The sequence below is a fragment of the Pandoraea cepalis genome (assembly GCF_902459625.1).
GTDB lineage: Bacteria > Pseudomonadota > Gammaproteobacteria > Burkholderiales > Burkholderiaceae > Pandoraea > Pandoraea cepalis.
The window spans coordinates 19,076-43,140 of sequence record NZ_CABPRY010000005.1 but is presented as its reverse complement, the minus strand read 5'-3'; the positions used below and the strand labels follow the sequence as shown (position 1 = coordinate 43,140).

Annotated in this window: 23 protein-coding genes; 17 read left to right on the top strand and 6 right to left on the bottom strand. The window is 65.5% G+C overall.

Annotation, left to right across the window (positions count from 1 at the left end):
* From PCE31107_RS12755 to PCE31107_RS12700, 12 genes are all read left to right on the top strand, one after another.
* Positions 1 to 1,887 carry a dipeptide ABC transporter ATP-binding protein gene (locus tag PCE31107_RS12755; RefSeq protein WP_150608848.1) on the top strand — a complete coding sequence of 629 codons (1,887 nt, stop codon included), beginning with the start codon at positions 1 to 3 and terminating at the stop codon, positions 1,885 to 1,887.
* Between the two features lie 123 nt (positions 1,888 to 2,010).
* A complete protein-coding gene (gene gsiB / locus PCE31107_RS12750) occupies positions 2,011 to 3,570 on the top strand; it encodes a glutathione ABC transporter substrate-binding protein GsiB (protein ID WP_150608847.1) in 1,560 nt (519 codons plus the stop codon).
* A gap of 98 nt (positions 3,571 to 3,668) precedes the next feature.
* A complete protein-coding gene (gene gsiC, locus PCE31107_RS12745; protein ID WP_026131899.1) occupies positions 3,669 to 4,589 on the top strand; it encodes a glutathione ABC transporter permease GsiC in 921 nt (306 codons plus the stop codon).
* 10 nt (positions 4,590 to 4,599) lie between these two features.
* A complete protein-coding gene (gene gsiD, locus PCE31107_RS12740) occupies positions 4,600 to 5,508 on the top strand; it encodes a glutathione ABC transporter permease GsiD (protein WP_130025367.1) in 909 nt (302 codons plus the stop codon).
* Between the two features lie 20 nt (positions 5,509 to 5,528).
* Positions 5,529 to 6,638 (top strand): DmpA family aminopeptidase, encoded by a 1,110-nt coding sequence (locus PCE31107_RS12735; RefSeq protein ID WP_240756212.1) that lies wholly within the window; start codon positions 5,529 to 5,531, stop codon positions 6,636 to 6,638.
* A gap of 24 nt (positions 6,639 to 6,662) precedes the next feature.
* Positions 6,663 to 7,481 carry a M55 family metallopeptidase gene (locus tag PCE31107_RS12730; protein ID WP_017233668.1) on the top strand — a complete coding sequence of 273 codons (819 nt, stop codon included), beginning with the start codon at positions 6,663 to 6,665 and terminating at the stop codon, positions 7,479 to 7,481.
* A gap of 176 nt (positions 7,482 to 7,657) precedes the next feature.
* Entirely contained in the window at positions 7,658 to 8,539 is an 882-nt protein-coding gene (locus PCE31107_RS12725; RefSeq protein WP_150608845.1) for a DUF4118 domain-containing protein, read from the top strand.
* 2 nt (positions 8,540 to 8,541) lie between these two features.
* The gene (locus PCE31107_RS12720) at positions 8,542 to 9,411 is read left to right on the top strand and encodes an alpha/beta hydrolase (RefSeq protein ID WP_150608843.1); all 870 of its coding nucleotides are present in this window, start codon (positions 8,542 to 8,544) and stop codon (positions 9,409 to 9,411) included.
* A gap of 120 nt (positions 9,412 to 9,531) precedes the next feature.
* A complete protein-coding gene (locus PCE31107_RS12715; protein WP_150608840.1) occupies positions 9,532 to 10,734 on the top strand; it encodes an ABC transporter ATP-binding protein in 1,203 nt (400 codons plus the stop codon).
* A 90-nt stretch (positions 10,735 to 10,824) separates the two neighbouring features.
* Positions 10,825 to 12,129, top strand: a complete 1,305-nt coding sequence (locus PCE31107_RS12710) for an ABC transporter substrate-binding protein (RefSeq protein WP_150608838.1) — start codon at positions 10,825 to 10,827, stop codon at positions 12,127 to 12,129.
* A gap of 108 nt (positions 12,130 to 12,237) precedes the next feature.
* Positions 12,238 to 13,113, top strand: coding sequence for a carbohydrate ABC transporter permease (locus PCE31107_RS12705; RefSeq protein WP_130025372.1), 876 nt, complete (start codon positions 12,238 to 12,240; stop codon positions 13,111 to 13,113).
* A 62-nt stretch (positions 13,114 to 13,175) separates the two neighbouring features.
* Entirely contained in the window at positions 13,176 to 13,994 is an 819-nt protein-coding gene (locus tag PCE31107_RS12700; protein WP_174966658.1) for a carbohydrate ABC transporter permease, read from the top strand.
* Between the two features lie 105 nt (positions 13,995 to 14,099).
* Here PCE31107_RS12700 and PCE31107_RS12695 read toward each other — a convergent pair whose 3' ends face one another.
* The 3 genes from PCE31107_RS12695 to rarD all read right to left on the bottom strand — a co-directional run bounded on the left by PCE31107_RS12695 (position 14,100) and on the right by rarD (position 16,095).
* Positions 14,100 to 14,561 (bottom strand): universal stress protein, encoded by a 462-nt coding sequence (locus PCE31107_RS12695; protein WP_017233675.1) that lies wholly within the window; start codon positions 14,559 to 14,561, stop codon positions 14,100 to 14,102.
* Between the two features lie 265 nt (positions 14,562 to 14,826).
* Positions 14,827 to 15,081 carry a YgdI/YgdR family lipoprotein gene (locus PCE31107_RS12690; RefSeq protein WP_150608834.1) on the bottom strand — a complete coding sequence of 85 codons (255 nt, stop codon included), beginning with the start codon at positions 15,079 to 15,081 and terminating at the stop codon, positions 14,827 to 14,829.
* A gap of 93 nt (positions 15,082 to 15,174) precedes the next feature.
* On the bottom strand, positions 15,175 to 16,095 hold the full coding sequence (gene rarD / locus PCE31107_RS12685) for an EamA family transporter RarD (RefSeq protein ID WP_150608832.1): 921 nt from the start codon (positions 16,093 to 16,095) through the stop codon (positions 15,175 to 15,177).
* Positions 16,096 to 16,293: 198 nt separating this feature from the next.
* Between rarD and hisN the strand changes: the two genes are divergently transcribed.
* Entirely contained in the window at positions 16,294 to 17,094 is an 801-nt protein-coding gene (hisN, locus tag PCE31107_RS12680) for a histidinol-phosphatase (protein ID WP_130025376.1), read from the top strand.
* A 58-nt stretch (positions 17,095 to 17,152) separates the two neighbouring features.
* Here the strand turns inward: hisN and PCE31107_RS12675 are convergent, their stop codons facing one another.
* A complete protein-coding gene (locus tag PCE31107_RS12675; protein ID WP_150608830.1) occupies positions 17,153 to 18,484 on the bottom strand; it encodes an MATE family efflux transporter in 1,332 nt (443 codons plus the stop codon).
* Between the two features lie 380 nt (positions 18,485 to 18,864).
* Between PCE31107_RS12675 and PCE31107_RS12670 the strand changes: the two genes are divergently transcribed.
* Entirely contained in the window at positions 18,865 to 19,167 is a 303-nt protein-coding gene (locus PCE31107_RS12670) for a hypothetical protein (RefSeq protein ID WP_246181821.1), read from the top strand.
* A 457-nt stretch (positions 19,168 to 19,624) separates the two neighbouring features.
* Positions 19,625 to 20,860 (top strand): ShlB/FhaC/HecB family hemolysin secretion/activation protein, encoded by a 1,236-nt coding sequence (locus PCE31107_RS12665; RefSeq protein WP_150608826.1) that lies wholly within the window; start codon positions 19,625 to 19,627, stop codon positions 20,858 to 20,860.
* On the opposite strand, the gene PCE31107_RS12660 is transcribed toward PCE31107_RS12665, so the two are convergent.
* Positions 20,844 to 21,392: an SLOG cluster 4 domain-containing protein gene (locus tag PCE31107_RS12660; RefSeq protein ID WP_246181820.1), complete on the bottom strand. Its 549-nt coding sequence runs from the start codon at positions 21,390 to 21,392 to the stop codon at positions 20,844 to 20,846. The two genes, PCE31107_RS12665 and PCE31107_RS12660, sit on opposite strands and share 17 nt — an antisense overlap.
* A gap of 356 nt (positions 21,393 to 21,748) precedes the next feature.
* Here PCE31107_RS12660 and PCE31107_RS12655 point away from each other — a divergent pair, with 356 nt between their 5' ends.
* Both PCE31107_RS12655 and PCE31107_RS12650 read left to right on the top strand, forming a co-directional pair.
* The gene (locus PCE31107_RS12655) at positions 21,749 to 22,252 is read left to right on the top strand and encodes a hypothetical protein (RefSeq protein ID WP_150608824.1); all 504 of its coding nucleotides are present in this window, start codon (positions 21,749 to 21,751) and stop codon (positions 22,250 to 22,252) included.
* 422 nt (positions 22,253 to 22,674) lie between these two features.
* Complete coding sequence (locus PCE31107_RS12650) at positions 22,675 to 23,523, top strand: EamA family transporter (protein WP_150608822.1); 849 nt, start codon at positions 22,675 to 22,677, stop codon at positions 23,521 to 23,523.
* Between the two features lie 135 nt (positions 23,524 to 23,658).
* On the opposite strand, the gene PCE31107_RS12645 is transcribed toward PCE31107_RS12650, so the two are convergent.
* The gene (locus PCE31107_RS12645) at positions 23,659 to 23,892 is read right to left on the bottom strand and encodes a formate dehydrogenase subunit delta (protein ID WP_130025382.1); all 234 of its coding nucleotides are present in this window, start codon (positions 23,890 to 23,892) and stop codon (positions 23,659 to 23,661) included.
* Positions 23,893 to 24,065 lie beyond the last annotated feature (173 nt).

The window sequence follows — 24,065 nt, the reverse complement described above, 5'->3', positions numbered from 1 at the left end:
GTGGCAGAGCGCAAGACAACCCCTACGATTTCGTTGCCCGACGAGCGCGTGCTCGACGTGCGCGGCCTTACCGTGCAGTTCGCGACGTCCGAGCGCATGGTCACGGCCGTGCGCGACCTGTCTTTCCATGTCGACCGTGGCGAGACGCTCGCCATCGTGGGCGAGTCGGGCTCCGGCAAGTCGGTGACGTCGCTGGCCGCCATGCGCCTCGTCGAGACCGGGGGGGGACGTATCGCCCAAGGCTCGATGGTCATGCGCCGCCGCAACGGCTCGCTCGTCGACCTCACGCGCGCGAGCGGCAGCTCCATGCGCAGCATTCGCGGCGCGGACATGGCGATGATCTTCCAGGAGCCGATGACCTCGCTCAACCCGGTGTTCCCGGTGGGCGAACAGATTGCCGAATCGATTCGCCTGCACCAGGGCAAGGACACCGGCGCCGCGCGTGCCGAAGCCCTGCGCATGCTCGAACTCGTGCGCATTCCCGAAGCACGCCGCGTGCTCGACCGCTTCCCGCATCAACTCTCGGGGGGAATGCGTCAGCGGGTCATGATCGCGATGGCGTTGTCGTGCAAGCCGGGCCTGCTGATTGCCGACGAACCCACGACTGCCCTGGACGTGACGATTCAGGCGCAGATCCTGCAGTTGATTCGTGCGCTGCAAGACGAGATGCACATGGGGGTCGTATTCATCACGCACGACATGGGCGTGGTGGCGGAAGTGGCCGACCGCGTGCTCGTCATGCATCGCGGCGACGCGGTGGAAGAGGGGCCGTCGCGCGAGATTTTCGCGGCGCCGCGCGAGCGCTACACACAGGCACTGCTCTCGGCCGTGCCGCGTCTGGGCTCGATGCAGGGGACCGACCTTCCGGCGCGTTTTCCGCTGCTGCGCTACGACGCCCCGGCCGACGCCAGGCCCCTGGCGGAAACGCCACAACCGCCGGTCAAGACCGACGCCGGCCCGATCCTTCGCGTGAAGGATCTGGTCGCCCGATTCGATGTGCCGTCGGGGTTCTTCGGTGGCGTGAAGCAGCGCGTGCACGCCGTCGAGCGCGTGAGTTTCGATCTGTACCCGGGCGAGACGCTGGGTCTCGTGGGCGAGTCCGGATGCGGCAAGTCGACCACGGGGCGCGCGTTGCTGCGTCTGGTCGCCAGCCAGGGCGGTTCCATCGAATTCGGCGGCAAGCCGATTCAGGATCTCGCCGGACGCGCGCTGCAGCGGCTGCGCCGCGACATCCAGTTCATTTTCCAGGATCCGTTCGCGTCGCTCGATCCGCGCCTCACCGTGGGCTTCTCGATCATGGAGCCGCTGCTCGTGCACGGCGTGGCCAGCGGAGTCGAGGCCGAGCGGCGCGTGGCCGAACTGCTCGAGCGGGTTGGCCTGCCGACCGATTACGCCCAGCGCTATCCGCACGAGTTCTCGGGCGGGCAGCGCCAGCGTATTGCGATTGCACGGGCGCTGGCCCTCAAGCCGAAGGTCGTGATCGCCGACGAATCCGTCTCGGCGCTCGACGTCTCCGTGCAGGCGCAGATCATCAACCTGATGCTCGATCTGCAGAAGGAGTTCGGCATCGCGTTCCTGTTCATCTCGCACGACATGGCGGTCGTCGAGCGCATCAGCCATCGGGTGGCGGTGATGTTCCTCGGCCAGATCGTGGAGATCGGTCCGCGTCGCGCCATCTTCGAAAACCCGCAGCATCCATACACGAAGAAGTTGATGTCGGCCGTGCCGATTGCCGATCCGGCGCGTCGTCACGCCAAGCGCGAGTTGTTGACGGAAGAGATTCCCAGCCCGATCCGCGCGGTCGGCGACGAACCGCAGGTGCAGCCGCTGGTGGAAGTCGGCGCGGGGCACTTCGTGGCGCGCCACCGCGTGGCCGGCGTGTATTGATCGTGATTCAGTAGCTCAGGCAGTCCCCAGTTGCAGTTCTCGTTGTAGCCACAATGCCCGCCAAGGGATGCAGTCGCAAGACTCGCTCGCGGCGACCCCGTCAGACAAGAAGGAGAAAGACAGATGTCGAAAAACGCTTTGTTGGGCGCTCGCTGGAAAACCGCGATCGCGTCCGTTGCCGTGGCGTCCGCGGTGCTCAGTGCAGCCCCGGCGTTCGCCGCCAAGGATGTCGTGATGGCCGTGCAGTCGACGTTTACGACGATGGACCCGTACGACGCCAACGATACGCTGTCGCAAGCCGTTGCCAAGTCGTTCTACGAAGGCATGTTCGGCTTCGACAAGGACATGAAACTCATCAACGTGCTGGCCGACAGCTATACGGTGTCGCCGGATGGCCTCGTCTACACGATCAAGCTCAAGTCGGGGGTGAAGTTCCAGGACGGCACGACGTTCGATGCGGCCGCCGTCAAGGCCAACTTCGACCGCGTGACGAATCCGGACAACAAGCTCAAGCGCTACAACCTGTACAAGGAAATCGCCAAGACGGAAGTGGTCGATCCGCATACGGTGAAGTTCACGCTCAAGGAGGCGTTCTCGCCGTTCATCAATACGCTGGCGCACCCGTCGGCCGTGATCATTTCGCCCGAGGCGCTCAAGAAGTACGGCAAGGACATCGCCTCGCACCCGGTCGGCACCGGCCCGTTCGAGTTCGTCGAATGGAACCGCACCGATTACGTGAAGGTGAAGAAGTTCGACGGCTACTGGAAGAAGGGCTATCCGAAGGTCGACACGATCACCTTCAAGCCGGTTGTCGACAACAACACGCGTGCCGCCGTGATGCAGACCGGCGAAGCCAGTTTCGCCTTCCCGCTGCCTTACGAGCAGGCCGCCACGCTGAAGGCCAGCGGCAAGGTCGATGTGATCGCCGGCCCGTCGATCATCCAACGCTACATCAGCTTGAACACCCGCCAGAAGCCGTTCGACGACGTGCGCGTGCGTCAGGCGATCAACTACGCCATCAACAAGGAAGCGCTGGTGAAGGTGGCCTTCTCGGGCTACGCAACGCCGGCTGAAGGCGTGGTGCCGAACGGGGTGGATTACGCCGCCAAGACCGGCCCGTGGCCGTACAACCCGGCCAAGGCGAAAGAACTGCTCAAGGAAGCCGGCTACCCGAACGGCTTCGAGACCACCCTCTGGTCGGCTTACACGTTCACGACGGCGCAGAAGGTGATTCAGTTCGTGCAGCAGCAACTGGCGCAGGTTGGCATCAAGGCGCAGGTGCGCGCGCTCGAAGCCGGTCAGCGTGTCGACCTCGTCGAGTCGGCGCCGGATCCCGACAAGGCCCCGGTGCGCATGTACTACGTGGGCTGGTCGTCATCGACGGGTGAAGCCGATTGGGCGCTGCGTCCGCTGCTGGCCTCCGAGTCGTTCCCGCCGAAGCTGTTCAACACGGCGTACTACAAGAACGATGCGGTGGATGCCGACTTCAACAAGGCGCTGCTCACGACCGACCGCGCGGAGAAGGCCAAGCTCTATACCGACGCGCAGAAGAAGATCTGGAACGACGCGCCGTGGGCGTTCCTCGTGACGGAAAAGCTGCTGTATGCGCGCAACAAGAACCTGTCGGGCGTCTACACGATGCCTGACGGATCGTTCAACTTCACCGATATCTCGATGAAGTAAGCGCCGCGCGCAAGTGTGACGTGCCCGCGCCGCCGGCATTGGCCGGCGGCGCGGTTTACCGCAAGACATGGTTTGGCAAGACGTTCGGCAAGACTGCGATGCTCAATTACTCTCTCAAGCGCCTGTTCGGCCTGATTCCCACGCTGCTGATCGTGGCTGTGCTGGTGTTCGCCTTCGTGCACATGTTGCCGGGCGATCCGGCGCGTCTGGCCGCCGGTCCGCAGGCGGACGAGGCGACCGTGGCGCTGGTGCGCCAGGATCTCGGCCTCGACAAGCCGTTGCTCACGCAGTTCACGAACTTCATCACGCACGCAGTGCGTGGCGACTTCGGGCTGTCGATGCGCAGCAAGCAGCCGGTCTCCGAAGAGATCGGTAGCCGCTTCATGCCGACGCTGTGGCTCACGCTGGTGAGCATGATCTGGTCGGTGATCATCGGCATGGGCCTCGGGGTCGCCTCGGCGGTCTGGCGCAACCGCTGGCCCGACCGGCTGGGCATGACGTTCGCCGTCTCCGGTATTTCGTTCCCCGCCTTCGCGCTGGGGATGCTACTGATGCAGGTCTTTTCGGTGCAGCTCGGCTGGCTGCCCACGATGGGCGCCGATTCGTGGAAGAGCTATATCCTGCCGTCGATCACCCTCGGGGCGGCGGTGGCGGCCGTGATGGCGCGCTTCACCCGCTCGGCGTTCGTCGACGTGTTGCACGAAGATTTCGTGCGCACGGCGCGCGCGAAGGGGCTCAATGAAATGCGCGTGGTCTTCAAGCACGCGCTGCGCAACGCCATGATTCCCGTCGTCACCATGATGGGCTTGCAGTTCGGTTTCTTGCTCGGCGGCTCGATTGTCGTCGAGGTGGTCTTCAACTGGCCGGGGCTCGGGCGTTTGCTGATCGATTCGGTCGAGATGCGCGACTACCCGGTGATCCAGGCGCTGGTGCTGCTGTTCTCGCTCGAGTTCATTCTGATCAACCTCGTGGTCGACGTGCTGTACGCCGTCATCAACCCGACCATTCGCTACAAGTGAGGCACGCACCATGAACGCGGGTCAACCGACTACTACCGCCAACGCCGCGGCCTCCACCAGCCAAACGCGCGTGCGCACGCCGTGGCGTGAGTTCTGGCGCAAATTCAAGAAGCAGCACATCGCCATGGTCGCCGGGGCGTTTGTGCTCGCGCTCGTCATCATCGCGATTCTTGCACCGCACCTCGTGCCGTTCGATCCGGAGAACTACTTCGACTACGACGCCCTGAACGCCGGGCCGTCGGCGACGCATTGGTTCGGTGTCGACTCGCTGGGGCGCGACATCTTCAGCCGCGTGCTCGCGGGTGCACGGATTTCGCTGGCCGCCGGGTTCGGGTCGGTCGCGCTGGGTGCGGTGATCGGCACGGTGCTCGGGCTGCTCGCCGGCTATTACGAAGGCTGGTGGGATCGCATCGTCATGCGCATTTCCGACGTGCTCTTCGCGTTCCCGGGCATTCTGCTCGCCATCGGTGTGGTGGCCGTGTTGGGGAACGGCATGATCAACGTGATCGTCGCCGTCGCCATCTTCTCGATTCCGGCCTTCGCTCGGCTCGTGCGCGGCAACACGCTGGTGCTCAAGCATCTGACGTATATCGAAGCGGCGCGCTCCATCGGGGCGTCGGACTGGACGATCATCATGCGGCACATCTTGCCAGGCACGGTGTCGTCCATTGTCGTGTACTTCTCGATGCGTATCGGCACGTCGATCATCACGGCCGCGAGTCTGTCGTTCCTCGGTCTGGGTGCCCAACCGCCCACGCCGGAGTGGGGGGCGATGCTCAACGAAGCCCGTGCGGACATGGTCAACGCCCCGCACATCGCCATCTTCCCGAGCCTGGCCATTTTCCTGACCGTGCTCGCGTTCAACCTGCTGGGCGACGGCCTGCGCGACGCGCTCGATCCGAAGCTCGATCGGCATTGATGACTGCGCAGGAGCGCCGCATGATACCGTCGACGGACCCGCGCGAAGCCTTGTTCGGTGCGCCCTACGTGGGGCATCTGCCGGCCGGGCCGCGCCATGCGATCACCGACGTGCCGGGCGTGTACGTCGGTCATGCCACGCTCGCGCAAGGCCCGGTGCAGACGGGCGTGACGGTGGTGTGCCCGACGCCCGCCAACGCTGCCGCCGCGGAAGTGCCCGACGCCGGCTGGGATCCGTTCCGGGACAAGATTCCGGCGGCCGCTGCCGTCATCAATGGCTTCGGCAAGAGCGTCGGATTGATGCAGATCGACGAACTCGGCGTGCTCGAGGCGCCGGTGGCGCTCACCAACACGTTTTCCGTCAGTCACGTGGTGCTTGGCCAGTTGCGCGCGGCGATCGCGGCGAATCCGGACATCGGCCGTGGCAGCCCGTCGCTGAATCCGACGGTGCTCGAATGCAACGACGGCTATCTCAACGATATGCAGGCGTTTGCTGTGACCGACGCACACTATGCGCAGGCGCTGGCGAATGCGTCGCGCGATGTCGCGCAGGGCGCGGTCGGCGCGGGGCGCGGCATGTCGAGCTTCGGCCTCAAGGGCGGTATTGGCTCCGCGTCGCGCATAGTCGAGACGGCCGGGGCGCGCTTTACCGTCGGCGTGCTCGTGCTGTCGAATTTCGGCCGTCCGTCGCAACTGACGATCGCCGGGCGTCATGTCGGGCCGGTGCTCGACGCGCGTCTGGCGCAGCCGGCGTTGAGCGCGGCACCCGAGCGTGGCTCCATCATCATGTTGGTGGCCACCGACGCGCCGCTCGATGCGCGCCAGTTGCGCCGGGTCGCCACGCGTACCGGTGCCGGCTTGGCGCGCACCGGGTCCGTGTACGGCCACGGCAGCGGCGATGTCGCACTCGCCTTCACCACGGGCTATACGGTGTCGCATGACGCGACGGGCCGCGTTGCCCCCGCCGCGCTTGTGCCGGACGCCTTGCTCGACCCGATTTTCCAGGCCACGGCGGACGCCACCGAGCAGGCGATCCTGCACGCGCTCTTTGCGGCCGAGTCGGTGCTCGGGCGCGACGCGCACGTGCGCCGCGCCCTCGCCGACGTGCTGCCCGACTGGGCCTCGCTGTAAGCCTTTCACGACAAAGCCGACATCATGCGAATCCTGATCTCCACCGATATCGAAGGCGTCGCGGGCGTCTTCCACGCCGAACAGACCCGGGCGGGCAATGGCGAATACGAACGCGCGCGCCGCTGGATGACGCACGAGGCCAATGCCGCTGTCGAAGGCGCGTTTGCCGGCGGCGCGACCGAAGTGATGGTCAACGATTCGCACGGCGGTTTTCGCAACCTGCTGCCGGACGAACTCGATCCGCGCGCCCGCCTCGTGCTGGGCAAGCCGCGCTATCTTGGCATGGTGGCGGGGGTGGAGGCCGGTTGCGATGCGCTCTTCATGATCGGCTACCACAGCCGATCGCAGAGCGCCGGGATCCTGGCGCATACGATCAACAGCTTCGCCTTCGCGCGCGTGTGGCTGGCGGGGGAGGAAGCGAGCGAGGCCATGTTGTACGGCGCGCTCGCCGGCGAGCGCGGTGTGCCGATGGTCATGGCCAGTGGCGACGACGTCTTCTGCGAAGAGACGCAACTGATCTTTCCCCATGCGCATTACGTGCAGACGAAAGCCGCCTGGGGACAGGGCAGTGGCATGACGCTCAACCCGAGCCAGTCGTGCGACCTGATCCGCGACGCCGCCAAGGCATCGCTCGCGGACCCGCGCACGTGGCATGCCTACCGGGTCGAGACGCCCGTCGAGGTGCGCCTGCAGGCGCAGACCCCCGCACTGGCCGACCTCTTCTGCCAGTGGCCGACGCTTGAGCGTGTCGATGGCGTGACCCTGCAATTCGTCGCGCCAAGCGTCGAGGCGGCGGTTCGGGTACTGAACTGCCTCTCGGCGATGTCGTTCATGCTGCGCTGAGTGCCGTTTTGGCGCCACCTCCCGTCCCATGTTGTTAAGGCGCTACTGAATCAGGGTTCTCCGTCACGAAATGTCAATGCCTGGCATGCGATAATCCGTAATATTTCGTAACGGCGGCGCCGTGCTATCGGTTGCCCCCTGGATCATTGAGCACCGGCGGGGCCGGGCGAGGCATCATGGATATCAGAAACGCCCGACGGTGGGCGGAACCCGGCGCGAAGCGTTACGTCGGGGCGTTGCTCGTGGTTTTTGCCGCGTTTGTCGTGCGCAGCCTGCTGCACCCGGTGCTCGATCACTCGATGCCGGGCATCTTCTTTACTTGCGCCGTCATCATTGTCGAATTCACATGGGGATTGGGGCCGGCGATCATGGCCATGATCATCAGCATCCCGATTTTCGACTTCTTCTTCGTGCCGCCGTTTCGCGACATCGCTCAGTTCGACCGGCGCGATGTGCTGATCGTCTCCGGCTTCCTGTTGATTACGCCACTTGCCGTCGTGCTGATCGAGCGCCTGCGTCGCGCCCAGTACCGTGCCGAGCTGATCGCGGAGGTCGCGCAGACACGCTATGAGATGCTGCTGCGCGCCGAAAACGAGCGCATGCTCCTGTCCGACTCGGTGCAACTGGGCAATGCGCTGATGACGTATCTGACGAAGCACCTCGATACGATCTTCTATCTGTCCAATCCGGCCGCGCATTACGAATACATCGACGAGCATTTTCGCCGGGCGACGGGCGTCGCGCCCGACGTCGTCAAGCGCGAGGGGCTGCTCGCGCTGCTGCATCCGGAGGACGCACAGCGTATGGCGGGGCTGTTTGCCCTCGATGGCGAGCGCCCCCATCATGGCGCGCACAATCTGCGTATCCGCACGCGCGACGGCGGCTACGAGATGTGCCATTGCGAATTGCAGTATTTTCGCGCGCACGTTGGCACGTACGTGATTTTGCGCTTGCATGCGGGGCCGACGGTGCGTCCGGTCGCGCCGCTGCAGACGCTCACACCGGCAGCCACGGCGCATGATGTCACCGAGACGCCCCTCGTCTCCGGCGGGATTTGACCATGTTCCAGGAAGATATTTTCTACAAGGGCGGCGAGCATGCAGTGCTGATGCTGCCGGGGCTGTCGAGCACGCCGCTCGAAATGCGTCCGGTGGCGAAGGCGTTGCATCGCGAGGGCTACACCGTCTGGGTGCCGCATATCGAAGGCTACGGACTCGGCGGGCCATGCACGGACTGGCGCGCCTGGATTGCCGCCGCGCGGGCGAAGTATCGTGAACTGCGGGCGACGCACGCGATGGTGTCGCTGTGCGGGTTGTGTATCGGCGCGACGTTGAGCCTGGCCGTCGCGGAGGAGGAACCGGATGTGACGGCGCTCTCGCTGCTCTCCGTCACCCTCGTGTACGACGGCTGGACCATCCCGTGGTATTACCCGCTTATCGATCTGGGCTTCCATACGCCGTTGCGCCATTACTATCGTTATCGCGAGCGCGCGCCGTTCGGCCTGAAGAATGAGGTGCTGCGAGCACGCGTGGCGAAATCGATGTCGCTGCACGATGCGTCCGAAATCGGTGCGGCGTCGCTGCCGCTCGCGCACCTCTATCACGCGCGGCGGCTTGCCGCGCACGTGCGCGCGCGCCTGGCTCGGGTGACGGCGGATTGTCTCGTCATTCACGCCGTGGACGACGACACGTCGAGCCCGCACAACGCGCGCATCGTCTACGACGGGGTGTCGTCCAAGGTGAAACAGAAGTGCCTGCTCGGCGAGAGCTATCACATTCTGACGATGGACAACGAGCGCGAAACCGTTGCCGACGAGACGCGGCGCTTCTTCCGCGACGCCGTGGCGCGCCGTACCGGCGCCGCCACGTCCGAGACGCGCATCATCTCGAAGGCGCTGCTGCGCGCCAAGCGCCGGCAGTCCGCCGCCTGACCGAACGCGCCGGAGGTCGGCGCGTGGTGTCATCAAACTGCCATCGATGGGCGGTTATGGTCGTGGTTTTCCGATACGGCCACCCGCGTTAGTTGAGGGTGGCGCTGCGCTCATCCGGCCATGTCCTCGCTCATCATCGAATCCGTCTGCAAGCAGTGGGGCAATACACGTGCGCTCGACGGTGTGAGTTTCACCGCTGAAGCCGGCTCGCTGGTGGTGCTGCTGGGCCCGTCCGGCTGCGGTAAGTCGACGCTGCTGCGCATGATCGCAGGCCTCGATACGCCGAGCGCCGGGCGCATTGTGCTTGGCGGCGCCGATGTGACCGCGCTGCCACCTGCGCGTCGCAAGCTCTCGATGGTGTTCCAGTCGTACGCGCTCTTCCCGCATCTCTCGGTGCGCGAAAACCTGTTGTTCGGGCTTCGCGTGCGCGGCGAACCGGCGCGCGAGTATCCGCAGCGTCTGGCGCGCGTGGCGTCGCTGCTCGGGCTGGCGCCGTACCTGGAGCGCAAGCCGTCGCAACTCTCGGGGGGGCAGCAGCAGCGTGTGGCGCTGGGCCGCGCGGTGATTGCCGAGACGTCCGTGTGTCTGATGGACGAACCCCTCTCGAATCTCGACGCCCAACTGCGTCAGGACATGCGTCGCGAGATCCGGGCGCTGCAACAGCAGCTCGGCATGACGCTTGTCTACGTGACCCACGATCAAACCGAAGCGATGAGCATGGCCGATCAGGTCGTGCTGCTGCGAGATGGCCGCATCGAGCAGTGCGGTGCCCCGCACACGCTCTACGCCACTCCGGCGACGCGCTTTGCCGCGAGCTTCATCGGCACGCCGCCGATGCAGTTGTTGCGTCTTGTCCGCCATGGCGACGCCCTGGTGCCCGCCGGGCAATCCGGCCCGGCGCTGGTGGCGGCCGGTGCGCGCAACGCCGCGCTGCTCGGCCTGCGCCCGGAGCATGTGCGCGCGGTTCCGCCCACGTCGCTGGGCGCAGTGCTTGCCAGAGTGAGCGCCATCGAATATCTGGGCGCGGACACACTCGTTGCTTGCACGCTTGGCGACGCGGGCACGATCACCACGCGGGTGCCCGGCCATCGGCCGTTCGCCGTGGGCGACGCCATCGGTCTGCAATGGGCGGCGATCGACCAGCATCTGTTCGACGCGACCACCGGGGAGCGCCTCGTGACGGGCGCAGCGGGCCGTGTGGCGATCGACGCTGCCGAGTCTGTCGTTGCAAGCGCGGTCTGCGCACCTGAGGCCGCGCTTGCACCGGCGCGGCCGCTTCCGGGGGGCGCAGTGACGTTGCAAAACCCAGAACAACACGTCTGACGCGAGGGCCGCCACCGGCCCTGCCGCATCGGCTCGGTGCGGCGCGACGGCGGCACATCACCACAACGCTTACATGGGGAACCAAACGATATGCGACGCACGATCCTGAAAACGTTTTCGGCCAGTTTGGCCGCGCTGGCATTGGGTGGCCTGAGCGGCTCGGCCATCGCGCAGACGAAGCCGGTGGAACTCACGTTCTATTACCCGGTGGCCGTCGGCGGTCCGGTGACGAAGATCATCAACGATCTGGTGGCCGACTTCGAAAAGGATCATCCGAGCATCAAGGTCAAGCCGGTATATGCCGGGACTTACCAGGATTCCGTCGTCAAGGCCCTGACAGCCGCGAAGGCGGGCACGCCGCCGCAACTGGCTGTGCTCGCTGCCGCCGACGTGTTCACGTTGATCGACGAAGACGCGGTGGTGCCCATCGACAGCATCGCCAACACGCCGGCCGACAAGCAGTGGCTCGACGGCTTCTACTCGGCGCTGATGTTGAACTCGCGCGTCAACGGCCACACGTGGGGTGTGCCGTTCCAGCGTTCGACCATCGTCATGTACTGGAACAAGGACATGTTCCGTGAGGCGGGTCTCGACCCGGACCGCGCGCCGGCGAACTGGGCCGAACTGGCCAGCGACGCGCAGAAGCTCACCCAGCGCGACGCATCGGGCAACGTGAAGCAATGGGGCATCAAGGTGCCGTCCGTGGGCTTCCCGTATTGGCTGTTCCAGGCGTTCACCACGCCGGCGGGTATCGAACTGATGAATCCGTCGGGGACCAAGACGTTCCTGAACGCGCCGCAGGCCGTCGAGTCGTTGCAATACTGGGTCGATCTTGCGACGAAGTACAAGGCGATGCCGACGGGGGCGATCGAATGGGGCACCACGCCGAAGGACTTTCTCGAGAAGAAGGCGGCCATCATCTACACGACCACCGGCAACCTGACCAACATCCGGACCAACGCCACGTTCCCGTTCGGTGTCGGCAAGATGCCGGCCAAGGTGCGCGGCGGCAGTCCGACGGGCGGTGGCAACTTCTACGTGTTCAAGAAGACCTCGCCGGAAGAAAAGCAGGCGGCGATGACGTTCATCAAGTGGGCCACTTCGCCTGAGCGTGCGGCGCAGTTCGGTATCGACACGGGCTATGTGGCCGTGACGCCGGCTGCTTGGGAAACCCCGGCGATGAAGCAATATGTGCAGAAGGTGCCTGCTGCGGCCGTGGCACGCGATCAGCTCGCGGTGAGCGTGGCCGAGTTCTCGACGCACGACAACCAGCGCGTGACGAAGGCCCTGAACGACGCCCTGCAAGCGGCGCTCACCGGCACCAAGTCGCCCAAGCAGGCGCTGGACGACGCGCAACGTGAAGCGGATCGCATCCTGCGTCCGTACGCTCGATGAGTCTGGCCGACGCCGGACTTTGCTGTCAGTCTCGTTGAAATGCGGGGCCCTGAACGTCGCGGCGATCGCGATCTTCACGGCCTCGCATGTTGAATCGATGGACCGTCGATGAATCGCTCTTCTGCTTCGTGGGTGCCCTGGCTGCTGTTGTCTCCGGCGCTGGTGCTGCTCGTCGCCTTCACCCACTATCCGGCCGTCGCCACGCTGTGGCACAGCTTTTTCTCGACGGGCCGCGCCGGGATGCCGTCTGTCTTTGTCGGCACCGAGAATTATCGGCTTCTGATCGACGACCCGGTCTTCTGGCAGGCGCTGCGCAACAACCTCTTGTTCGCACTGGTCACCGTGCCCGCCGCGATTGCGCTCGCGATCGCCATGGCGCTGTGGGTGCACCGGCAAGTGCCGGGGCGCACGTTATTGCGCCTCGCGTACTTCACGCCCGCGATTTTGCCGATGATCGCCGTGGCGAACATCTGGCTGTTTTTCTACACGCCGCAGTACGGTCTCATCGCGCAGATTTCGCAGGCGCTCGGGTGGGGCGATCACAACTGGCTCGGGCAACCCGACACCGCACTCCCGGCGCTGATGGTCGTGACGATCTGGAAAGAGGCCGGGTTCTTCATGATCTTCTACCTGGCCGCACTGCAACAGATTTCGCCCACCCTGGCCGAGGCGGCGGCGCTCGAAGGCGCCTCGCGCTGGCAGTTCTTTCGCCGCGTTCAGTGGCCGTTGCTCATGCCCACGACCGTGTTCGTGGTGATCAATGCCGTCATCAACGCGTTCCGTCTCGTCGATCACATTATCGTGATGACGCGTGGAGGACCCGATAACGCCACGCAACTGCTCCTGTACTACATCTATCAGGTGGCCTTCAGCTTCTGGGATACCTCATACGCGGCAGCGCTCACCGTGGTCCTGCTCACGCTGCTCGCCGTCGTCGCCTTCGTGAAATTCCGTCTGCTCGACTCACGCACGCATTATCAATGACGACCTCTGCCAGCCCGAACACGCGCCCCCGCAAGCCCACAAAGCCAGGCGCCGCGCTTGCGGTGTTTTCCGCAACCGGTCACACGACGCTGCTCGACGTCGTCGGGGCATGGCTGCTCGGACTGCTGTGGCTGCTGCCGCTGCTCTATGCGCTGTGGAGCGCGTTCCATCCGTCGGCCTACGCCACGCACTTCTCCATGAGTGCGCCGCTCACGCTCGCGAATTTCGAGCACGCATGGCAGGCTGCACCGTTTGGGCGCTACCTCGTCAATACTTTCGTTCTGGTGACAGTGATCCTGGCGGCGCAACTCGTGCTGGGCACGCTGGCAGCGTATGCCTTTGCCCGCTTCACGTTTCGCGGCAGCGAGGTGGCGTTCATGGTCGTGCTGCTCCAACTGATGGTCATGCCCGACGTGCTGATCGTCGAGAACTATCGCACGATCGCCTGGATGGGACTGCGCGACACGATCTTCGGCATTGCGTTGCCGTACTTCGCGTCGGCGTTCGGCATTTTTCTGTTGCGTCAGGCGTTCAAGACCGTGCCGCGCGAATTGGACGACGCGGCGCGCGTGGAAGGCGCCAACGCGTGGCAGGTGCTCTGGCGCGTGTATGTGCCGCTCGCCCGCCCGGTGTATGTCGCCTACGCGCTGGTGTCGATCAGTCACCACTGGAACAACTTCCTGTGGCCGCTCATCGTCACGAACTCCGTCGAGACACGTCCGCTCACGGTCGGCCTGCAGGTGTTTGCGTCGACCGACCAGGGCATCGACTGGACGATGATCACGGCCGCGACGCTGATGACCGCCGCGCCGCTGTTCGTCGCATTTTTGCTCTTTCAGCGACAGTTCGTGCAGTCGTTCATGCGTGCGGGCATTCGATAAAAGGCATGGCGGCGCGCGACGTCGCGCGACCGCAATAGACAAAACGGCACGCTGGGGAGCGTGCCGTCGCGTCGCTTGCGCTGGCGAAGCCGGGCGCTTGCAGGCTTACTTGTCGGTGGCCTTGACCAGCAGGATCGGCAGCGTGGTGATGCGCAGCAGCGTTTCGGCGACGCTCCCCAGCAGCAGTCGGTTGATGCCGCGTCGGCCGTGCGTGCCGAGCACGATCACGTCGGCATTCCACGCTTGCGCTTCGCGCAGCACTGCGTCGGCGATTTCGTCGGTGCCGGCTTCGAGCGTAATCATGTTCGTCTCGGCATCGACCCCGCGCTGCTTCAGGTCGGTTTGTGCCTTGGCCAGAATTTCCGCGGTTTCCTTCTCGAACGACTCCTGGCTCTCCAACGGCACGAAGCCGCTGTAGGCGCCGGCGGCGTAGGCGTTGGCGAGCGAGGGAACGACCGACACCAGGCGAATCTTGCCCTGGCTGAGCGCCACGAGCTTGACGGCTTCATCGATGGCGCGGTTCGAGGGCGTGCTGCCGTCGATCGAGACCAGAATGCGTTCGTACATGATGGTGTCCTCTATGTGCGGGAAGTGCGTGAAGGCTTGGCGCCTGGGCGGCATCGCGACCGCGATGCACGACAATTCGTTGGAGTATTTTTATTCTCGCATCGCGGGCATCGAAAGTCATCCCGCGACATGGCGCGGTATTGACCGCACGCAAGCATCCATCGGAATGTCACGGGTCGGTGCGTATCCGCCGGGGCGACTCGCGTCGAGAGGGGAAGGGTGTTTCAACGTCCGGAACGTCAGGCGGCCTTGGGGACCGCGTGACTTAGTTCGGCCGGCAGGCGATCACGAGATGGGCGACACCGCCCGTCACGTCGCGCGTGAGGACGTCGTAGTCCTTTTGTACGCATTGCGTGCGGGCGCGCTGGTCGCAGTCGCCGGCGGTGCTGGCCGAGCACCGAATTTGCTGGGTGGGACGCCCGTCCGAGGTGAACAGCGGGGCCGACGAACTGCAAGCCGACAGCGCAACCGTCATGAGCCCCGAGGCGAGCAGCGTAGCGATCTTGGCGAGATTTGTCATAGAGGTCGTCTTATAAGCTCTCGGGAGTATAGCGCGGCGCTGCGACGTTGCTGCGCAAGGCTGCCCGCCTTTGGGGCGACGCCTCGAGCGGACTCAACGGGGCGTGTCGGCACGTGTGGCGACACTGACCCGTCGCTGGCGGCGCAGCGTGTGCAGACTGTCGAACACGATGAGCGCAACGCCGAACCAGATGGGCACGTACGTCCAGAGCCCGCGCGCGGTGAAAGGCTCGCCGAGCACGACGATCGACACGGCGAACAGCAGCACCGGCTCCACGTACCCGAAAATGCCATACAGGCCGATGGGCAGCAAGCGCGCGGCACCCAGTGTGCTCGCCAGTGCGCTGGCGCTGAGCAGGCCGAGCGCGGGCAGCCAGAACCAGTAGCGCGGCTCGCCGAGCACCGTGACGTTTTGCGGCCACGCGTGCCAGAGCACGAAGACGGCCACCGGCGTCATCGCGAGCACTTCCAGGATGAAGCCGCTGAGCGCGTCGAGCCTCAGCCGGCGGCGCAGCAAGAAGTAGGGCGGATAGCCGAACACAATGAGCGCCGTGACCCAGGACAAGGCGTGCGTTACCCAGAGTTCGTGTGCGACGCCCAGCGCGGCGATGATGACGGCCGCCGTCTGCAGCCGGCTCAGACGCTCTTGATAAAACGTGCGGCCGGCGAGCACCATCGTGAGCGGCAAGAGAAAGTAACCGAGCGAGACGTCGAGCAATCGCTGTTGCAGCGGTGCCCAGACGAACAGCCAGAGCTGAACGCCCAGCAGCGCTGAGCACAGCAGCACGGCGACGAGCAGCGCAGGGCGATGCAACACATGCGAGAGCGTGCTGCGCAGCACATGCCACCGGCGCAGTGCCGTCACAATGACGAGCGTGCCGGGCAGCGTGAGCAGCATGCGCCAGGCGAAGACGTCCAGCCCGGACAGGGGCGCCAGTTGCGCGACGAGCGCCGGCATAACGGAAAACATGACGGATGCCGAGACAGAGAGCATCACGCCGCGACCGGAAAGCATGGGGGTCCTGTGAGCGGGGGCAAGGAAAGGGCGAGGCCCGGGTCAGATCGCGAGCATAGCAAATTCGCACCAGATCGGGGCGTGCCTGCCGAATGGCAGCGGAACGGTCCGCGATGCCCGCGAACGCGTATGATCGCGATTCGTCGATCGTTTTCCATGATTGCCGCCGCGTGCGGCATCTTTGCAGGAGATTCGTGCATGTCGTCCGTACCCGCTGTTGCCGAGTATGCGGCTTTCGCCGCTTCGATGGCCGATGCTGTGAGACCGCTGTCGTTGGGGTGGTTCCGCCGGCGCCTGGCGGTTGACGACAAGGCAGACGAGAGCCCGGTCACGATTGCGGATCGCGAGGTCGAGACGGCGCTGCGCGCGCAGATCGCGGCGCGCTATCCGTCGCACGGCATCTGGGGCGAAGAGTTCGGCAAGCAGGGCGTGGACGCGGAATTCGTCTGGTCGGTCGACCCCATCGACGGCACGCGCAGCTTCATCACGGGACACCCGCTGTGGGGCACGCTGCTCGCCCTGTTGCACCACGGCCAGCCAGTCGTCGGCCTGATCGACATTCCGGCGACCGGCGAGCGCTGGATCGGCGTGAACGACGCCGCCAGCGGCGTGCGCGAGGCCCGCTTCGGCGGTGCGGTGTGTGCCACCAGCCCAGTGACGACGCTGGCCGACGCGACCGTCTATGCGACATCGCCCGACATCTTCAACGCGGCGGAGTATGCGCAATTCGAGCGGCTGACGAAGGCGGTCAGCCGTCGCCGCTTCGGTGGAGATTGCTACGCCTACGGGCTGCTGGCGAGCGGACACATCGAGTTGGTCATGGAAGCGGGATTGCAAACCTACGATTACCTGGCCGTGGCGCCGGTGGTCGAGGCGGCGGGCGGCGTCATCACCGATTGGGAGGGCCGGCCGCTTACGCTCACCTCGCAGGGGCGCGTGCTGGCCGCCGCGAATGCCGAGCTGCACGCCGCCGCGCTGGCGTGTATTCGCGCGGACTGAGGCCGTCGACGGTAGTGATCGCCCGGTCGTCGTTGTGCCGGTCATCCTCGCTGGCGGGTTACGTGATCGGGCGCGCAAGCCCCCGCCAGATGCGCGGCAGCAACACCCCCAGCACGATGCCGCGTGTCGCGAGAAATGCCATGAGGGCGACCCACAAGCCGTGATTGCCCCAGGCATCGAGCGTGAACGGCATGACCGCGCCAAAGACCAGCAGGCCGATCAACGAGGACGTCAGCAGTTCTCTCGTACGCGTCGCGCCGATGAAGACGCCGTCGAGCTGGAAGCACCACACCGCCACAAGCGGCGAGAGCACGGCCCAGGGCAGGAATTCGCGCGCCGTCGTGCGCAGTGCCGGCTGATCGGTCAGCGCATCGATGATCGCGCCACCCGCCACGGCGTAGACGAGGGAAAACGCGACGGCGCACCCCAGCGCCCAGCCCAGCGACAACCGGATGGCATGCAGCAGCGCCGCTCGCTGACGCGCACCGACATAGGCGCCTACAAGGGCTTCGGCCGCGTGGGCGAAGCCGTCGAGGCCGAACGCCATGAACGTCTGGAAGTTCAGCAGCAGCGCGTTGGCGGCGAGCGTGACGTCGCCAAGTCTCGCACCCACGCGAGCGAACCAGGCAAAGGCGAGTTGCAGAAACAGCGTGCGCAGGAAGATATCGAGATTGAGCCGCAGCAAGCGCCACAGGGCGCCGCGCTCGACCAGCGTGGCCAGTCGCAGCGGCGGCAAGCCGGGCGTACGTGCGAGCCAGAGCAGCCATGCGCCCAGCGCAAAGCCGAGCACATCGGCCAGCGCGGTTGCCCCTGCAATGCCCGCCACCCCCCAGTCGAAGCCCCGCACGAAGATCAACACCGCCACGATATTCACGAGATTGATGAACACCTGCACGGCAAGCCCTTGCCGCACGCGTTGACACGCCAGCAGGTAGCCGAGCACCACGTAGTTGCCGAGCGCCAGCGGCGCGGCGAGCACGCGGATGCTTGCGTATTGTCGTCCTAAGGATTGGACTTGGGCGCTTCCCCCCAGCCACGACACCCCCAGCGACACCAGCGGCTCGCGAAAGACAAGCAACACGGCGCCAATCGCGAACGCCAGCGTCAGCGCGCGTGCGAGCGTGTCGCGCAGACGCTCGGCGTCGCCGGCACCGAACGCTTGTGCCGCGAGGCCCGTGGTGCCCATGCGCAGGAACGAGAAGCCCCAGAAGAGCAGGTTCAACAGCAGCGCTCCGAGGGCGACGCCGCCTAGATAAGCGGCGCCCGGCAGATGACCGGCCACGGCTGTGTCGACGGCCGAGAGCAGGGGCTGAGTGAGATTGGCGAGCACGATAGGCACCGCCAGACGAAGCAGTTGCCGGTGGTCGACGGCCGCAGGGGCAGGGTTCATGAGTGAGTTGGGCAGCCGCCGGTCAGGGCGATTGCCATCGAATCGGGGAATCGGGTAATCCGCCAATCCGGGAAAGCGGAAAGGCGGGAAACCCGGTATTCGGGAAGCCACAAGCGGCGGCAGGTTGCGAGTGCGCCGATTATAAGGTCTGGCCGTCGTCCGGGCGATGGGCGCCCGCCGCGGCGATCGGGGGTGTGCCATTCCCCAACGGTACAATGCCCGACGTCTCCGTTCGTCACAAAAGGCCGCATATGCCGTCTTCGCCGTCCTCGCCTTCGCGCCGGATGCCCTCGACTCTCGTTTCTGTTTCGAGGCTCGCGTCCTCCCTGCGATCTTCGGCCTTGCGGGTTGCCCGCCGTCGTTATGCGTTGGCGGGCGCCTTGTGTCTGCTGAGCCTGCCGGTGCTCGCCGACGTGACCCTGCAACGGGGGCCGCCACCGCCGCGCTTCGAGGATCACCACGCGGCGCCCCACGGACAATTCTGGGTGCCGGGCTACTGGCAGTGGACAGACGGTCGCTACGACTGGGTCGACGGACACATGGAACCCAAGCGCCCGGGCATGCGCTACACGCCGCCGCATTGGGAGCAGACGGGCCGTCACGAATGGACGTTGCGCGACGGTGCCTGGGCGGCCACGGGCTGGGGGCCAGGCACGATTCACGAGATTCGCGCGCCCCAATGACGTGGCAGCGAAGCGCTTCGCACGCCGGCTGATTCATCAGCCATCCGACGTATGTGGCCGCCGGACAAGCGTTGAAGGCGGTGCGACGGATGTCATCGGCGAGCGTCAATAAAAATGCCCGCGCGAGGCGGGCAAAAATCACTACAGGGGAAGTCACGCGATATGAGTGGCGATCGGGCGAAAGAGTTCCCCGCGTTTTGCGACTGGCAGGGGGACACTCGATCGACGTAAAATGGCGCTTTGTCGCTACATCCCCCCTCATGTCGGACGCGGCGCACGACGCCGGTGGATGACATCAGCGCGGGGTGAGATTTTCAGGTGTCGAATGTCGGTAAAGCCGGTCGTGCGGAGTTGCCTCGTGTTGGCCGCGTGCCTGAATGCCGGGATGCCGGTGGGCGCGTACGCACAATCCTTGTTCTCGGATATCAATCCACCCTGTTTTACTGAGCGGAACGCAGTGTCCTACGGGTTGTGGGATCGCGGTCTCGCACCTCAGTATTTCGTGCCGCCCCCCCCGGCGCCTGCGCCGCCGGTGGCCACGGATCCTGATGCCGCCTCCGACCCCATTGCCTTGTTCGCGGGGGATGATCCGAACGCGGTCGCCGCCGCCGTCGAGCGCGACGCCGCCAAGCGCGCCGCGCCATCAGTGGCGAGTGACGTGATCGCTGCCGGGGATGCGGTGGCCGAGGCCCCGCAGCCGGCATCGGACGCACAAGCGTCGCGCGTCGATCCGTCGCAAGACGCGCCGGAGGCGGACGGCATGGCAAGCGCGCCGTCGGCACAGGCGCCGGCGCCATCGCCGCCACTGCCGGCCGCCGATTTTGCCGTGGCGCCGGAGCTGAGCGCTGACGGCACGGCCATTTCCGCCGTCGACCTGGATGCGGCGGCATCGGCGGCATCGGCCGAGCGCGGCGAGCCGCCGCCGGCCCCGGACATCGCGCCGCCCAATGCGTTCCTTGCGCGTGCCTCGTGTCTGCGCGGACTGCCGCGACACGAGAGTCGCGCGGATCGCAACATCCGCATGTTGATGCGTGGAGGGCTCGTGGTGCGCGACGCGCAGTTGCCGTTCGTCGCTACACTCAGCCGCACGCCCGGCGAGGGGGCCGTGGGCCTCCAGGTGATCAACGAGCGGCCCTACCAATTCAACGTCGGCATGAACAACAGCGGCATGACCTCCTCGGGCAAGATGCAGGGCACTGCGAATCTGTTGATGAACAATCCGCTGGGCATGTACGGGAAGTTCAATACGACGCTCAGTCAGGATTTGCAGAATGCGCGTCGCGATGCGACGAACCGCGATTTGTCGGCCAATTACTCGGTGCCGATCGATGCCGACTGGACGGTCGGGATCACCGGCAAGGCCAACGCGGCGAAGGACCAGATGGACGCCGGCATTACGCAGACACAGACATTGCAATGGCGCGTGCGCCGCGCGTTCGACTTCACGGCGAATGGCTCGACGGGTCTGGAATTGCGCTACAACAGGAGTCGCACGGAAGACCCGAACGCGCTTCACACCTACGACAGCTATGCCGAGGTGGGGCTGAGCCACACGCACAATTTCGGGGCGTCGAAGCTCGATCTGTCGGTGATGCAGCGCCTGAACGCGCCGTGGATGCCATCGTCGAGCGGCCTGCCGGGCTGGTCGTATCGCTTCCAGTCGGTCGACGCGAAGCTCACCGTACCGTTCTGACGAAATTCATGACGGTATCGAGCGATACCGTTCGCACGAGCGTCGCGGGCATGTCCGTGAAATGCTCAACGTCCCCGAACAAAATGACGGGCTTGCCGTAACGCACGGCGAGCCCGACTTCGTCGCGTGTCCCGTGCTGGCCGGGCAGGGCGACGATGACATCGCTGGAAAGCACATTGATGTGATTGCGCGAGAGCGTGCCTGGCGGCGCATCGGGCAGATGGCGCGGCAACGGGCTCACGATGGGCACTTCCACGAACGGATTCGGATAACCGGGCGCGGGGCGGAACCTGACCGGCTCGCCCTCGTTGCCGACGGCCTCGGTCGGCACGATGCCGATGCAGCGGCCCAAGCGCTGCGGTACGGCACAGAACGATTCGCTCACGCTTGCCATCACGCCCTGTCCCCCGCCGGTGAGCAGGTGGAACCCGGCCATGGCGATCGCGCGGCCAAGCGGCGCGGCCAGTTCAGTCCACGGCTGTTTGCCGGAACCCATGACACCAATGGTTTGGGGACGCAAGGAATGGCTCATATCGGATCGCGGAATCGAGGGGGGAGGGGAAGCAGCGGAGCCGATGATAAACGACTTTGCCCAGCGCGATCGACGGCAGGCAACGTCGACGACGTGTCGGGCCCGCCACAAGGCGTTGGCAGATGGTCGGGATGACCGTTCAGCGGGGAGCACACGGACAAAAAAAACCCGCCGGTTTGGCGGGTGAGGAAGCAGGCCTTCCACGGGGAAGTGAAAGCCCGATCTCGCGAGGTGTTTGCGAGACCCGTGTAGTATCGTGACCCAAACGTCTGCTGGCTATGGGCCAAGTCCTAAAGTGCATGTAAGACGCTTTCCATTTCCGTTTCCCAACCTTTCTGACGTACACGGGGCGATAGATGACCGAACCGACTGACAATACACCGGCCAGTGCCGCCCACATCGCTGCCATGCAGGCGTTGCGCGCCGCGCTGCTCGCCCAGCACAAGGTGCTGATCGCCAACGATCGTCTGCAATACGACGCAATCTTCGGACCGGTGCCCACCGGACGCTTCGTGCAGTTGCTTACCGAAGACGCCTGGTTTCGCTGGCTCGACCCGCTCTCGCGTCTGATCGTCGCCCTCGACGAATGGCTGGAGCAGACGCCGCCGCAGGCAGACGCCGGCATTGCCCTGGCCGACGAAGCGGCCAAGCTGTTCCGTCACACCGACGTCGAGTTCGGCGAGCGCTATCGCCTGGCCTTGCAGCAGGCGCCGGACGCGGTGCTCGGGCAGAGTCAGGTGGTGGCGGCGCTGCGCGGCGCGCCGCAGTCGCCGCCCGACGCATCCGGGAAATCCGGGAAATCCGATGCGCCGGTTGCGAAGGAGCCCGATGCGTCGGCAAACGAAGGCGACGGCGCCTGAGCAGGGAGGGGGAAGACCGTCAAGCCGAAAATTTGTTCCGCGGCTGATCGTTTTTTGAGCATGGCTCTTGACAGCCTTTGTTCGTGAGGCGTTCGAGAAGGTAAGGGCAGGTTATCCAGTGGGTTATCCACACAGGGTGTGGACAACTTTTGCCGGCGCGGCGCCGGCGGCAGGTGGCTTGCGCGCCGTCGACCGAGGCCCGCGCGCACCGGTTACGCCATCGCAACCGAGCGACGAGGTGCAGGCGACGTGAATCGATGACGTGGGGCGCGGCGATCGCGCAGCGGCCTGGCCCCGTAGGAATCCTTCACGTTGGCCCTATCTCGATGGGGTCGCCGCTGCGACAATGGCGCTTTGCGTGCTGTCCGACGCGGGCGGCCTGCGTCGTCCCCCCGGGCATTCGCCCGCTGCGATTCATTCCCATGACAACCACGCCCATTGTGCTGTTGGTGCTGCTCTCGGCACTGATGCACGCCACCTGGAACGCCTTTCTCCACGCCAGTCCCGATCGCGTCTGGCAAGTCGGCGTGATGGCGGTGCCGCAAGGACTCGCCGCCGTGGCCGGCATCGTGTGGTTGCCGCTGCCGCCAGTACAGGTCTGGCCGCTTGTTCTGCTCTCCGCCGGCGCGCAGGTCGCATACACGGCGGCGCTCATCCGGGCCTATCGCGTCGGTGAGTTCGGGCAAATCTATCCCATCGCACGCGGCATTTCTCCGTTGCTGATTTCGGGGGCGGCGTTGCTGCTGGCGGGCGAGTGGCCGACGGCGATGGCGGCGTGGGGCATCGTGAGTATCTGCGCCGGCATTCTGACGCTGGCGTTGCGTGGGCGCCGCTTCTCGGGCGACAGCGTGCCTGCGGCGTTGCTCACGGGAGTGTTCATTGCGGCGTACACGATTGTCGACGGCTTCGGCGTGCGATTGTCGAACGGCAACGGCTTCGGGTACCTCGCATGGGCCTACCTTTTCGCGAGCGTGCCGGTGATCGGTGCCGTGGCGAAGTGGCGGGGCGGATGGCGCGGCATGTTCCTTGCGCCGCGCCGCCGCGTGGCCGAAGCGCTGGGGGCGGGCATCGTCGCGCAATGCGCCTATGCCATGGTGGTGTTCGCGCTGCAATACCTGCCGATGGGTGTCGTGTCGGCGTTGCGCGAGTCCAGCGCCATCATCGCGGTGCTGCTGGGCTGGTTGTTCCTGCGCGAAAAGCTCAATGCCCGCCGTCTCGTGGCGTGCGGCCTCGTGGTCGGCGGGGCGGTACTCATCAAACTGAGCGCTTAGGTGCGCACCCGAGCGCTGACCTGAGCGGCACCTGCGCAGCGACTACGTGGCGACATCTGCGAAGGCACCCGTCGATGCATCAGCCACCCGATCAGCGGCCCCGGCGGCCATGCGTCGTACCTGGGGGGGGTGTGCTCAGCCGCGTGGCCAGAGTTCGGCGCGATGCGCCGTGATCGCCGCCACGACGATCTCGCGCATCCCATGTCCGTCGGTGGATTCGAGGTGTTCGAGAATCGTCATGCGCATGCGCGGCGCCCAGAAGCGTCGCAGGTGGCCTGCAATGTTGTCGAGCGCCTCGCTGCGGTCGGGCATCGTCTCGAAGAAATCCCCGATCTGATTGGCCATCTTGACCAGATTGTCGGTGTCCATGATCTGTTGTGTCCCCTGAATTCGTTCTCGGTGCGTTGGCCGCCGTCATTTACGTGGCCAATCGCGCGTCCGCCGCACCGTCTGATGGCAATCGACGATGAGGCTCGCCGCAGCCGCCGGCGATGGACGCGGATTGTCCGTCGCAGCGCGCCGCCTCGAAGGTCTCCCCGATG

What these genes read in the sequence shown, in the direction of transcription:
- PCE31107_RS12695 (WP_017233675.1), bottom strand. Translation starts at nt 14,561, where the DNA reads ATGTACGAACGCATTCTGGTCTCGATCGACGGCAGCACGCCCTCGAAC.
- gsiC (WP_026131899.1), top strand. Translation starts at nt 3,669, where the DNA reads ATGCTCAATTACTCTCTCAAGCGCCTGTTCGGCCTGATTCCCACGCTG.
- PCE31107_RS12725 (WP_150608845.1), top strand. Translation starts at nt 7,658, where the DNA reads ATGGATATCAGAAACGCCCGACGGTGGGCGGAACCCGGCGCGAAGCGT.
- hisN (WP_130025376.1), top strand. Translation starts at nt 16,294, where the DNA reads ATGTCGTCCGTACCCGCTGTTGCCGAGTATGCGGCTTTCGCCGCTTCG.
- PCE31107_RS12660 (WP_246181820.1), bottom strand. Translation starts at nt 21,392, where the DNA reads ATGAGCCATTCCTTGCGTCCCCAAACCATTGGTGTCATGGGTTCCGGC.
- PCE31107_RS12645 (WP_130025382.1), bottom strand. Translation starts at nt 23,892, where the DNA reads ATGGACACCGACAATCTGGTCAAGATGGCCAATCAGATCGGGGATTTC.
- PCE31107_RS12715 (WP_150608840.1), top strand. Translation starts at nt 9,532, where the DNA reads ATGTCCTCGCTCATCATCGAATCCGTCTGCAAGCAGTGGGGCAATACA.
- PCE31107_RS12705 (WP_130025372.1), top strand. Translation starts at nt 12,238, where the DNA reads ATGAATCGCTCTTCTGCTTCGTGGGTGCCCTGGCTGCTGTTGTCTCCG.
- PCE31107_RS12735 (WP_240756212.1), top strand. Translation starts at nt 5,529, where the DNA reads ATGATACCGTCGACGGACCCGCGCGAAGCCTTGTTCGGTGCGCCCTAC.
- rarD (WP_150608832.1), bottom strand. Translation starts at nt 16,095, where the DNA reads ATGCTTTCCGGTCGCGGCGTGATGCTCTCTGTCTCGGCATCCGTCATG.
- PCE31107_RS12690 (WP_150608834.1), bottom strand. Translation starts at nt 15,081, where the DNA reads ATGACAAATCTCGCCAAGATCGCTACGCTGCTCGCCTCGGGGCTCATG.
- gsiB (WP_150608847.1), top strand. Translation starts at nt 2,011, where the DNA reads ATGTCGAAAAACGCTTTGTTGGGCGCTCGCTGGAAAACCGCGATCGCG.
- PCE31107_RS12730 (WP_017233668.1), top strand. Translation starts at nt 6,663, where the DNA reads ATGCGAATCCTGATCTCCACCGATATCGAAGGCGTCGCGGGCGTCTTC.
- PCE31107_RS12650 (WP_150608822.1), top strand. Translation starts at nt 22,675, where the DNA reads ATGACAACCACGCCCATTGTGCTGTTGGTGCTGCTCTCGGCACTGATG.
- PCE31107_RS12655 (WP_150608824.1), top strand. Translation starts at nt 21,749, where the DNA reads ATGACCGAACCGACTGACAATACACCGGCCAGTGCCGCCCACATCGCT.
- PCE31107_RS12675 (WP_150608830.1), bottom strand. Translation starts at nt 18,484, where the DNA reads ATGAACCCTGCCCCTGCGGCCGTCGACCACCGGCAACTGCTTCGTCTG.
- PCE31107_RS12720 (WP_150608843.1), top strand. Translation starts at nt 8,542, where the DNA reads ATGTTCCAGGAAGATATTTTCTACAAGGGCGGCGAGCATGCAGTGCTG.
- PCE31107_RS12710 (WP_150608838.1), top strand. Translation starts at nt 10,825, where the DNA reads ATGCGACGCACGATCCTGAAAACGTTTTCGGCCAGTTTGGCCGCGCTG.
- gsiD (WP_130025367.1), top strand. Translation starts at nt 4,600, where the DNA reads ATGAACGCGGGTCAACCGACTACTACCGCCAACGCCGCGGCCTCCACC.